The organism is Flavobacterium gelidicaeli, from assembly GCF_013294005.1.
Lineage (GTDB): Bacteria > Bacteroidota > Bacteroidia > Flavobacteriales > Flavobacteriaceae > Flavobacterium.
In genome coordinates this window covers 126,275-137,617 of record NZ_JABSNK010000003.1, presented here as the reverse complement: position 1 = coordinate 137,617, position 11,343 = coordinate 126,275, and the positions used below count along the sequence as shown (strand labels likewise).

Annotated in this window: 13 protein-coding genes; all 13 read right to left on the bottom strand. The window is 35.7% G+C overall.

Annotation, left to right across the window (positions count from 1 at the left end):
- Positions 1–41 precede the first annotated feature (41 nt).
- The 13 genes from hisIE to HNP99_RS05315 all read right to left on the bottom strand — a co-directional run bounded on the left by hisIE (position 42) and on the right by HNP99_RS05315 (position 11,333).
- Positions 42–641 carry a bifunctional phosphoribosyl-AMP cyclohydrolase/phosphoribosyl-ATP diphosphatase HisIE gene (hisIE, locus tag HNP99_RS05375; protein WP_173852074.1) on the bottom strand — a complete coding sequence of 200 codons (600 nt, stop codon included), beginning with the start codon at positions 639–641 and terminating at the stop codon, positions 42–44.
- A gap of 77 nt (positions 642–718) precedes the next feature.
- Positions 719–1,474, bottom strand: coding sequence for an imidazole glycerol phosphate synthase subunit HisF (gene hisF, locus HNP99_RS05370; RefSeq protein ID WP_173852072.1), 756 nt, complete (start codon positions 1,472–1,474; stop codon positions 719–721).
- A 77-nt stretch (positions 1,475–1,551) separates the two neighbouring features.
- Positions 1,552–2,319, bottom strand: coding sequence for a 1-(5-phosphoribosyl)-5-[(5-phosphoribosylamino)methylideneamino]imidazole-4-carboxamide isomerase (gene hisA / locus HNP99_RS05365; RefSeq protein ID WP_173852070.1), 768 nt, complete (start codon positions 2,317–2,319; stop codon positions 1,552–1,554).
- 28 nt (positions 2,320–2,347) lie between these two features.
- Complete coding sequence (gene hisH / locus HNP99_RS05360; RefSeq protein WP_173852068.1) at positions 2,348–2,977, bottom strand: imidazole glycerol phosphate synthase subunit HisH; 630 nt, start codon at positions 2,975–2,977, stop codon at positions 2,348–2,350.
- Between the two features lie 46 nt (positions 2,978–3,023).
- Positions 3,024–4,160 carry a bifunctional histidinol-phosphatase/imidazoleglycerol-phosphate dehydratase HisB gene (hisB, locus tag HNP99_RS05355; RefSeq protein ID WP_173852066.1) on the bottom strand — a complete coding sequence of 379 codons (1,137 nt, stop codon included), beginning with the start codon at positions 4,158–4,160 and terminating at the stop codon, positions 3,024–3,026.
- Positions 4,161–4,363: 203 nt separating this feature from the next.
- The gene (locus HNP99_RS05350) at positions 4,364–4,756 is read right to left on the bottom strand and encodes an alpha/beta hydrolase (RefSeq protein WP_173852064.1); all 393 of its coding nucleotides are present in this window, start codon (positions 4,754–4,756) and stop codon (positions 4,364–4,366) included.
- Positions 4,757–4,845: 89 nt separating this feature from the next.
- Positions 4,846–5,286 (bottom strand): alpha/beta fold hydrolase, encoded by a 441-nt coding sequence (locus HNP99_RS05345; RefSeq protein WP_173852062.1) that lies wholly within the window; start codon positions 5,284–5,286, stop codon positions 4,846–4,848.
- 14 nt (positions 5,287–5,300) lie between these two features.
- Positions 5,301–6,350, bottom strand: a complete 1,050-nt coding sequence (gene hisC / locus HNP99_RS05340) for a histidinol-phosphate transaminase (RefSeq protein WP_173852059.1) — start codon at positions 6,348–6,350, stop codon at positions 5,301–5,303.
- Positions 6,340–7,632, bottom strand: a complete 1,293-nt coding sequence (hisD, locus tag HNP99_RS05335; protein ID WP_173852057.1) for a histidinol dehydrogenase — start codon at positions 7,630–7,632, stop codon at positions 6,340–6,342. The genes hisC and hisD overlap by 11 nt, the downstream gene beginning before the upstream one ends.
- Positions 7,633–7,746: 114 nt before the next feature.
- Complete coding sequence (gene hisG, locus HNP99_RS05330; RefSeq protein WP_173836367.1) at positions 7,747–8,604, bottom strand: ATP phosphoribosyltransferase; 858 nt, start codon at positions 8,602–8,604, stop codon at positions 7,747–7,749.
- 270 nt (positions 8,605–8,874) lie between these two features.
- Complete coding sequence (locus HNP99_RS05325) at positions 8,875–9,372, bottom strand: DUF2231 domain-containing protein (RefSeq protein WP_173852055.1); 498 nt, start codon at positions 9,370–9,372, stop codon at positions 8,875–8,877.
- A 24-nt stretch (positions 9,373–9,396) separates the two neighbouring features.
- Positions 9,397–10,122, bottom strand: coding sequence for a VIT1/CCC1 transporter family protein (locus HNP99_RS05320; protein ID WP_173852053.1), 726 nt, complete (start codon positions 10,120–10,122; stop codon positions 9,397–9,399).
- 92 nt (positions 10,123–10,214) lie between these two features.
- Positions 10,215–11,333 carry an efflux RND transporter periplasmic adaptor subunit gene (locus HNP99_RS05315; protein WP_173852051.1) on the bottom strand — a complete coding sequence of 373 codons (1,119 nt, stop codon included), beginning with the start codon at positions 11,331–11,333 and terminating at the stop codon, positions 10,215–10,217.
- Between the last annotated feature and the right edge of the window lie 10 nt (positions 11,334–11,343).

The window sequence follows — 11,343 nt, the reverse complement described above, 5'->3', positions numbered from 1 at the left end:
ATTATTGGGTTTATCTGTTGTGTTTGAAGAAAAGTAATCGTTTATTTTTGGCGACTTTTTAAGACGTTGACTACATCATTGATTTTAAATCCTTTTGCTTGAAGCAAAATCAAGTAATGAAATAACAAGTCGGCACTTTCGCCTAAGAATAAATCGTCGTTATCATCCTTAGCTTCGATAACCACTTCTACCGCTTCCTCTCCTACTTTTTGAGCGATTTTATTCATTCCTAATTTGAATAAAGAAGCTACATAACTTTTCTCAGAATCAGCATTTTCTCTTCTTGTTTCAATAGTTTGTTCCAAGTCAGAAATAAATCCATAATCTCCTTTATTTTCTGTTTGCCAGCAAGTATCCGCACCTGTGTGACAAGTTGGACCAACAGGTTTTGCTTGGATCAACAAAGTGTCGCCATCACAATCATTTTTTATATCAACCAAATTCAAAAAGTTACCACTTTCTTCCCCTTTGGTCCAAAGTCTTTGCTTGGAGCGACTAAAAAAAGTGACTTTTTGAGTATCAATTGTTTTTTGGTACGCTTCTGCGTTCATGTATCCCAACATTAAAACGGCTTTAGTTTCGCTGTCTTGTATAATTGCCGGAATTAATCCGTGTGCGCTTTTTGAAAAATCTATGTTCATTTTCTATTATTTAATGATTTAAAGATTCAAATATTGAAAGATTTTCAAACCTCCCTTCTTTGCTCTTTTTTTATGTGCTATAATCGCACGGCGATATTGTTATTTCTAAGTTCTTGTTTCAACGTTTTGATTTCAATCTCTTTAAAGTGAAAAACACTTGCCGCCAAAGCTGCATCTGCTTTTCCTTCGGTGAAACTATCTACAAAATGTTGCATGTTTCCAGCACCACCTGAAGCGATTATAGGAATATTAACCAAAGTTGATAATTTAGCCAAAGCGTCATTAGCAAAACCATTTTTTGTTCCGTCGTTATCCATCGAGGTAAACAAGATTTCACCAGCTCCTCTTTCGGCTACTTCAACGGCCCAGTCAAATAAATTTAGTTCTGTGGGTACTTTTCCACCCATTAAATGTACAATCCATAGCCCGTCTATTTGTTTGGCATCAATAGCAACGACCACGCATTGGCTTCCAAATTTACTAGCCAAATCATTAATCAACTGCGGATTTTTTATCGCTGATGAGTTAATCGAAACTTTATCTGCTCCGTTTTGCAACAGCACTTCCACATCGGCTACAGAGGAGATTCCACCACCCACCGTAAACGGAATATTAATTGTAGCGGCCACTTCACGAACCAAGTTCACTAAGGTTTTTCGGCGTTCTTCCGTTGCTGATATGTCCAAAAAAACCAATTCGTCAGCTCCTTCATTCGAATAGATCTTCGCTAATTCTACCGGATCACCAGCATCACGCAAATCTACAAAATTTACGCCTTTAACGGTACGTCCATTTTTTATATCTAAACAGGGTATTATTCTTTTTGTTAACATCTCGTTTAATTTGAAAATTTGAAAATTAAAAAATTTGAAAATGCATTACCTCATTTCCAAATTTTCACATCTTCAAATTATTTAGATTCTAATATATATTGCTCTAGTTGTTTCATCGAAATCCTTCCTTCGTAAATCGCTTTACCAATAATAGTTCCTTCACAACCTAATTCGGCTAATTTAGGTAATTCATCAAAGGTCGAAATTCCACCTGAAGCGATTAATTTAATCTTGCCTCTCGACTCCGCTCGAGGTGACAAGCTCGAAGTGACATTGCAAGACTTCAATATTTTAGCATATAAATCAAAACTAGGTCCTTCCAGCATTCCGTCTTTGGCGATATCAGTACAAATAACATACTGAATTCCTTTAGACTGGTACTCTTGAATAAAAGGAACCAACTCCTGATCTGATTCTTCTAACCATCCTGAAACGGCTACTTTTTCGTTGTTGGCATCTGCTCCAAGGATAATTTTATCAGCACCATATTCAGTAATCCATTTTTCGAAAATTGCTCTGTTTTTAACAGCAATACTTCCACCCGTGATTTGGTTCGCACCACTTTCAAAAGCAATTTTCAAATCGGCATCCGACTTTAAGCCACCACCAAAATCGATTTTCAAACTCGTTTGACTCGCAATTTGCTCCAGAATTTTATAGTTGACGATTTTGCTCGATTTTGCTCCGTCAAGATCTACTAAGTGCAAATATTCAATTCCGTGCGCTTCAAATTCCTTGGCTACTTCTAGCGGGTTTTCATTGTATATAATTTTGGTGTTGTAATCGCCTTTTGATAAGCGAACACATTTTCCGTCGATGATATCTATTGCTGGGATAATACGCATGATTTCTTTTTAGTTTCAGGTTTAAAGTTTAAAGTTGCAGAAAATTCCCAAGAATTTTCTCCCCTACATCACCACTTTTTTCTGGGTGAAATTGGGTTCCGTAGAAATTGTTTTTTTGCAAGGCCGAAGCATATTCTAGTTCGTAGTTTGTCGTAGCAATCGATTCAGCGCAATTAGGAGCGTAGAAACTGTGTACCAAATACATGTACTCGTCTTCTGAAATATCTTTAAACAAATCGGATTTCAAATTGTAAATCGTATTCCAACCCATTTGCGGCACTTTTACTTTCGATGAAAATTTAAGCACATCAACGTCAAAAATTCCCAATCCTTCAGTATTTCCCTCTTCGGTTTTGTTGCACATCAACTGCATTCCAAGGCAAATTCCTAATACAGGCTGTGTCAATGTTGGAATCAATGCATCCAAACCACTCGCCAAAAGCATTTTCATCGCTGAACTCGCTTCACCCACACCCGGAAAAATTACTTTATCTGCTGCCTTAATCTCGGCTGGATCATTACTCAAAATCGCTTTGTATCCCAATCTTTCAATGGCAAACATAATGCTTTGAATATTTCCTGCTCCGTAATTTATAATTACAAGCCCCCCAGCCCCCGAAGGGGGAGTTGAAGTGGATTGTGTGCTATCTTTTTCCATAAATTTTAGTTCAAACTTAGTTATTCCCCCTTCGGGGGTTAGGGGGCTACAACACCCCTTTCGTACTAGGCAAAATCATTTTCTCAGTATCGCGTTTTACAGCAACTTTTATCGCTTTGGCGAAAGCCTTAAAAATAGCTTCAATTTTGTGGTGCTCGTTGTCTCCTTCGGCTTTGATATTGATGTTTGCTTTTGCTCCATCAGAGAATGATTTAAAGAAATGCAAGAACATCTCTGTTGGCATTTTCCCTACCATCTCACGTTTGAATTCCGTTTCCCAAACCAACCAGTTTCTACCTCCAAAGTCAATAGCCACCTGCGCTAAGCAGTCGTCCATTGGCAAACAAAAGCCATAACGCTCAATTCCTAGTTTGTTTCCTAATGCTTTTGCAAAAACTTCTCCTAAGGCAATTGCTGTGTCTTCAATCGTGTGGTGCTCGTCTACTTCTAGGTCTCCTTTTACATTGATTTCTAAGTCCATTTGCCCGTGACGCGCAATTTGGTCTAGCATATGATCAAAGAAAGCAATTCCGGTTTCGATTTTGCTTTTCCCAGTTCCATCAAGGTTCAAGTTAATGTAGATATCCGTTTCGTTTGTTTTTCTCGAAATCGTAGCCGAACGTGCTTCTAGTTTCAAGAACTCGTAAATCACTTTCCAATCTGTAGATTGCAAACTAATCACATCATCTAATTCCTCACGTTTAGAGGCGATTTCAGTACTTCCAGCACCTTCAGATTCATTCATGAAAATCGCTTTGGCTCCCAGATTTTTAGCCAATTCCACATCTGTCAATCGGTCTCCTAACACAAACGAATTCGCCAAATCATAAGCAGGATTATCGATGTATTTAGTCAACATCCCCGTTCTCGGCTTGCGTGTCTGTGCATTATCTTCAGGAAACGAACGGTCTACAAAAATATCATCAAATAAAACGCCTTCATTTTCGAAAGCTCTCAAAATGAAATTCTGAGTTGGCCAAAACGTATCTTCCGGAAAACTGTCTGTTCCCAAACCGTCTTGGTTGGTCACCATCACCAATTCGTATTCTAATTCGGTTGCAATTTTAGCCAAATACTGAAATGCTTTTGGATAAAATTCTAATTTATTTAAACTATCTAATTGGTATCCTTCTGGTTCCAAAACAATCGTTCCATCACGATCGATAAAAAGTACTTTTTTCATTTTTATATATGCTTTTAGCGGCTAGGTTTTTACCTTTAGCTAGTTATATTATCATTATCTTTAATTACTTATTCAATATCATTATTAGGGCGTGTCCCTACGGGTCGGGCTATTCGTTCCCGCTTTTTTAGGCCTTCGTTCCTCCGTCCTAAAAAGAGCTCCACTACTATCCCTCACGCGCAAAAATCTAGTTATTACAAACATCAATACATTTCATTTACAATCTCAATCAATTTTGCTTCAATTTCAGGTTCAGAATCTGAGTGCCCTCCTTCTACTACATACAATTCACAATTTTTTAATCTAAAATTTAGCTCAATTGCAGCGCTTACTGGGCAAATAGTATCGTCTTTCCCATGGACAATTTTTACTGGAATTGCGTCCAACGCTTCAATATTATTCAAAATATAATTTTCTTCAATAAAACAACCTTTAGATAAATAGTGTGTTTCCATAATTGAAAGCGATTCATATGGAAATTGACTTAAAATCAAATCAACTTCCTCATTTGTAATTCCTTTTTTAAAAATTGAAATTTCGTAAAAAGCCCATTCGTAAGCAAAATGTTTTTTTTCTTCATTATTACCATTTTGCATTTTATCTAAATAGTATTCTATGATTGATGCGTTACTTTCTTTAGGTACATTTTCACTAAATCTTTTCCAAACCGCTGGAAATTCTTTAGCTACACCACCTTCAAGAAAATGTTCTGTTGATTCTTTATCACAATATATACACCTCGTAGCAATAACTCTTTAACCTTATCTGGAAACTGAATCGCGTATATAAGTGCTAGTGCAGTACCCCATGATCCTCCAAATATCGTTACTTTTTCAATATTTAAAAAACAAAGTAATTTGTTTATGTCTTCAACCAAGTCCTGCGTAGTATTTTCTATAATGCTCCCAAAAGGCAAACTTCTTGAAGCTCCTCTTTGATCAAAAAATACAACTTGCTGTTTCTCAAAATTAAAAAATCTTTTATCCTTATCTGCAAAACCAGCACCTGGTCCTCCATGTAGAAATAAAATAGTTTCTGCTTTAGGATTACCACAAACTTCATAATATAATTTATGAATTGTACTTACTTCTAAAAAACCAGATTTTGTAATTTCTTTTGAATTCATTCCTAACTTGTGTTTTATATTGATTTCAAAGCTTCCATTAAAATCTTATTTTCATCCGCTGTACCTATTGTTAAACGCAAGGTGTTTTCACATAAAGGCTGCGTTGTTCGGTTGCGAATCACGATACCTTTTTGAATTAATTCATTGTATCTTTTATTAGCATCATCCACTTTTATTAGAACAAAATTTGCTTCTGTTGGATAAATTTTAGATACAAATTGTACTTCATTTAATACTTTAAGTAAATCATCTCTTTGTATTACAATAGAGTCAATTTCTAATTGTATTTTTTCTTTGTCAGCCAGTCTTTCTAATGCTCTTTGTTGTGTCAACTCATTCACATTGTAAGGTGGCTTAATTTTGTTTAAAACCGCAATAACTGCTGCAGAAGCGTAACAAATTCCCAAACGAATTCCAGCTAAACCATATGCCTTTGATAAGGTTTGCGTAATAATCAAATTAGGATATTCGTCTAGTTCATTCAACCAACTTGGCTTTTTTGAGAAATCAATATACGCTTCATCAATAACTACTAATCCTTTGAAATTCTTCAGCAAGGTAACTATGCTTTCATCATCAAATGAATTTCCTGTTGGGTTATTAGGTGAACATAAAAATAGCATTTTTGTATTTGAATCAACCGCAGCCAGGATTTTATCGATCTCAGGCTGAAAATCTTGAGATAGTAAAACTTCTCTATTTTCTACAGCATTAATGTTGGCCAAAACACCATACATTCCATATGTTGGGGGTAAAGTAATGACGTTATCTACTTTAGGTTCGCAAAAAGCTCTAAATAATAGATCCAAAACTTCATCGCTTCCGTTTCCTAACAAAACTTGATTCGTTTTAAGATTTCTTTGCTTCGCTAAAACTGCTTTTACGCTGCTTTGCTGCGGATCTGGATAACGGTTTACACCATTTTGATACGGATTTTCATTGGCATCCAAAAATATCATTTGAGCCACATCAAAATCCTTAAATTCATCACGAGCCGATGAATACGGCTTCATAGTCTTGACGTTCTCGCGAACTAAATTATTTATATCGAAATTATTTTCCATCTCTAATCGCATTTAGTCTTAGTGTAACCGCATTTTTGTGTGCTTGCAATCCTTCAGCTTCGGCCATAACTTCAATCGCTTTTCCAATATTTTGAATTCCTTTTTCAGAAATTTTTTGGAACGTCATTGATTTAGTGAAACTATCTAGATTGACACCACTATAGTTTTTAGCATAACCATTTGTTGGTAAGGTATGATTAGTCCCTGAGGCATAATCTCCAGCGCTCTCAGGAGTATAATTCCCAATAAAAACCGAACCTGCATTTTCTATTCCGTTGATGTAAAATTCATCGTTAGCGGTACAAACAATAAAGTGTTCTGGTCCGTATTCATTGATTAAATCTAAAGCGATTGTATCATTTTCGACAAAAATCAATTTAGAGTTGGCTATCGCTTTCTCTGCAATTGCTTTACGAGGCAATTGCTCTAATTGAACTTGAATTTCATCTTCAACGGCATCGATTAATTTTTTAGAAGTAGAAACCAAAATCACTTGGCTATCTGCTCCATGTTCTGCTTGCGACAATAAATCTGAAGCTACAAATGCAGGAACAGCAGCATCATCAGCAACAACCAACAATTCTGAAGGTCCAGCTGGCATGTCAATTGCTACACCAAACTGTGTTGCCAATTGTTTTGCGACAGTCACAAATTGATTTCCTGGTCCAAAAATCTTGTATACTTTAGGAATTGTTTCTGTACCAAAAGTCATTGCTGCAATTGCTTGTATCCCTCCTACTTTTAATATTTTAGTAACGCCACATAAATTGGCGGCATATAAAATTGCTGGATTTATATTTCCTTTTTTGTCTGGTGGCGAACACAAAACAATTTCTTTGCATCCCGCAATATTTGCAGGAACAGCCAACATTAATACTGTTGAAAACAAAGGAGCTGTTCCTCCTGGTATATACAAACCAATCTTTTGAATTGGTCGTTTTTCTTGCCAGCATTGTACACCTTCAACTGTTTCAACTTCCACTTTGGCTGTTTTTTGGGCCGCATGAAATTTTTCGATGTTGCTTTTAGCCAATTGAATCGCTTCCTTCAATTCACTAGGAACTGCAGCTACCGCATTTTCAATTTCTTGTTTTGAGACTTCTAAATTATCAATAGTTACTCCATCAAAAATCGAAGTATATTTGGCTACAGCCACATCTCCACTCTTTTGAACTTCCTTAAAAATCTCTTTTACAGTTTGTTCTATATCGTCAACCGTTTTTGTAGGTCGCTCTAAAATAGCAGACCAAGTATCTGGTTGTGGGTTGTATATTTTGTTCATATTAGCCCCCTGGCCCCCAAAGGGGGAATTGTTACAGGAGAGGTAACCTGTATTTTTATTGTAGTTACATATTTCAGACTATAGTTACTAGTTCCCCCTTCGGGGGTTAGGGGGCTACAGTACCATTTTTTCAATTGGGCAGATCAAAATCCCTTCGGCACCGGCATCTTTTAACTGATCGATTACATCCCAAAAAGTATCTTTATCGATAACAGAGTGTACGCTGCTCCATCCTTCTTGCGCTAGTGGCAATACGGTTAAACTACGTAAAACAGGCAAGATCTTACCTACTTCCTCAATTTTGTCATTAGGTACGTTCATCAAGATGTATTTTGATCTACGTGCTCTTAAAACAGATTCTATCCTAAATTTTAAAGTATCAATTAATTTTTGAACATCTGGAGTTACTTTTGGCGAAACCGCAAGTACTGCTTCACTTTTGTAGATAATTTCAACTTCTTTCAAATTGTTTTTAAACAAAGTACTTCCGCTAGAAACGATATCTACAATTGCATCGGCAAGACCAATATTAGGAGCAATTTCAACCGAACCTGAAATTTGGTGAATATCAACATTTACTCCAAAAGAGTTGAAATATTCGATAACTGTGTTTGGGTAAGAAGTAGCGATGCGCATTCCTTCTAAGTCTTTGATAGACTTGTATTCAAATGTTTTAGGAACAGCAACCGATACTTTGCATTTTGAAAAACCTAGTTTTTGAACTACTTGGATTCCTTTACCTTTTTCGACTAATAAATTATCACCAACAATAGCAATATCTACCACACCATCAATTAAATATTGAGGAATATCTGAATTTCTAAGGTATAAAACTTCAAGAGGAAAGTTAGACGCTTCGGCTTTTAACTGATCGATTCCGTTGTTGATCGAGATTCCGCAGTCTTTAAGGATTTGGATACTGTCTTCGTTTAAACGTCCTGATTTTTGAATTGCAATTTTTAAGGTACTCATTTTTTTTTATTTTTAATAGTTATGTCTGAGTACAATTTGAGGCAATAAAAAACCCGTTTGATGTACTCAAACGGGTTTTTTAATATGATGATTTACATGCATACCATTAACACATCGCTTGAGAGCAATAATGAAAATGATGATGATGTAATTTATTTGTAAACATGACTTGTTGTATTTTTCTTATGCAAATATAAAAGATTTTTTAATTAAAAAGCAATTATTAGTTTAACTTAATGTTGCTTTTTTGTTAAAAAATTAATTCACCATTTAATCTTCCTTTGATTCTGAGTTGGGAATAGTATTCTGAGTAGGCAGTTTTACTAGCCCTTCACGAATTTCAGTATGCCGAATTTCTCCTCCAGAGGTGCCTACAAATGATCCTAGAACAGTTGCGCTTAAAGCAAAAACTAAAGTGATGTAAGAAGCGATTTTTGAAAATTTGTGCTTTTTTAAATTAGTGTAGAGAGAAAGCAGGCTAAAAATGGCTGTAGCGTATAAAACTATGGCTAATTTTTCGGCTAATTCTTCATGTTCATGAATGATTTGATGGCCTATGTTGGGCATATCCTCGACCATTTCTTCTGCGCCATCGCCAGTGGCCATGCTGGCAAATGCAAAAATGGCAGCCACAACAAATAATACGTAAGCGGTGTTTTTGACTGAATTATTTTTTAAAACCAAACCAACAATCAAAGTTCCTAAACCAAAGATGGTTCCTATTATTGGAAAATGATTGACTATTAAGTGCCAATGCGCGTCGTTCATAATTACTATTTTAAAATTGTTTGTTTATACTTTTACACCAAATAAATAACCTACCCCTGCTGAGAGTCCCATCGCAATTGTACCCCAAATTGTAATTCTCAAAATTGCTTTTGAGATGCTTGAACCGCCCGTTTTTGCCGACATAGCACCTAACAGAATAAGAAACAAAATCGTTGATCCATACAGCCAATATTCCATTCCTTTTACTGGTGCAAAAAGTACTACCAATAGCGGTAAAACACCACCAATAGTAAAAGAAGCTCCTGAAGCTAATGCTGCTTGAATTGGATTCGCTTGACTGATTTCATTAATACCTAACTCGTCTCTTATATGTGCTGCTAATGCATCTTTTTCAGTAAGTTCAAGCGCCACTTGCATTGCCGTTTCTTTTTTAAGCCCTCGCTTTTCATAAATTTGAGCTAAGATATGTAATTCTTCCTCAGGCATTTCTCTAAGTTCTACTTTTTCTCGCTCAATGTCTGCCTTTTCAGTATCAGTTTGAGAGCTTACAGAAACATACTCGCCTGCAGCCATGGATAAAGCACCTGCAACCAGTCCAGCAACGGTTGCCAAGATAATTGGCTCTCTGCTAGTACTTGCAGCAGCTATCCCAATTGCCAAACTCGAAATAGAAATGATACCGTCATTTGCTCCAAGTACAGCCGCTCTAAGCCAATTGCTACGATGAATATAATGAGCGTCTAAATAATTATCAATTGTTAGCGTTTGTTTGCTGTTGTCGTTTGTCATGTAATTCGATTTACTTTATGGTCTTTTTGAAATCTTTTTTTTAATCTGGATTTCGGTTTCTGTCTTTTAAATTTAGCTAAACTACATTCTAATTAATTTGCTACATCAAAAACACCTTTAACGAGTATCTTAGACTTACTATTAATTTGATCGTTTGCAGTAATTGCTACATACTTCTCTGATTTTTCACCAGTGCTCACTGCTACTTTTTTGAAGTAGTACGTATTGTCTTTGTTTTCCTTTAATAAAAGTACGTATTTTTTAGCATTTTCAGTAATTAAAGCTTCAATTGGTACAGCCAGACTTTTTTGGGAATCAACAATAATACTAGCTTCAACAAACATTCCTGTGATTAATTTTTGAGTCATTTTTTCCTCTAAATGAGCATGTACATTAATCGTTCGATCATTTCCTTCAATAGATTTTCCAACCAAATGCACTTCGGCATTAAAAGTTTCTTTTGATGCTTCTGGAACGGTAAACTTAACCAGTTGTCCTTCTTTTACTTTCAAAATATCTTTTTCAAACACGTTTAGTTCCAAATGTAAGTGTGATGTTTGAATGATATCCAAGATCACATCCGATGGAGCAACATGCATACCTACATTAGCATTCATGACCACAATATCTCCAGCTATAGGTGCATAAATGGTAATAACCGAGGTTAATTTTCCTTTTTCAACATTGGAAGGACTAATATTAAGCATAACCAACTTCGCACGTAAACTTTGATACATTCCTTTGGCTCTACGGTAATCACTCTCTGCTTTTAAATAATTTTTTTGTGATGTTATTTTTTCATCAAATAGTGTTTTCTGACGCTCATATTCGGACTTTAGGTACTTAATTTGTTCTGCAACATCCAAATATTCTTTCTGAATATCTAAGAATTCTGTGTTTTCTAAAGTAAGTAAAGCTTGCCCTTTAGTTACTTTGTCACCAACCAATAGCGAAGTAGCTTTTACATAGCCGCCAATAAAAGAGGTGATTTTCGCTCTATTTTGTGGTGGAACATCTACTTTTCCAGAAGTTTTAACCGTTACATCAAAATCTTCTTCCATAGGCTCGGCGATTGCCATTGCACCAGATTTAAATTGTGCTGCTGTAACCGTTATAAAATCAGTGTTTTTAGTTGACACTTCTTCCTTTTTTTCTTCTTTGCAAGACACAAAAAGCATGGAAAGAGTGAATATGTATAGTATTTTTTTCATTTTTGACGTT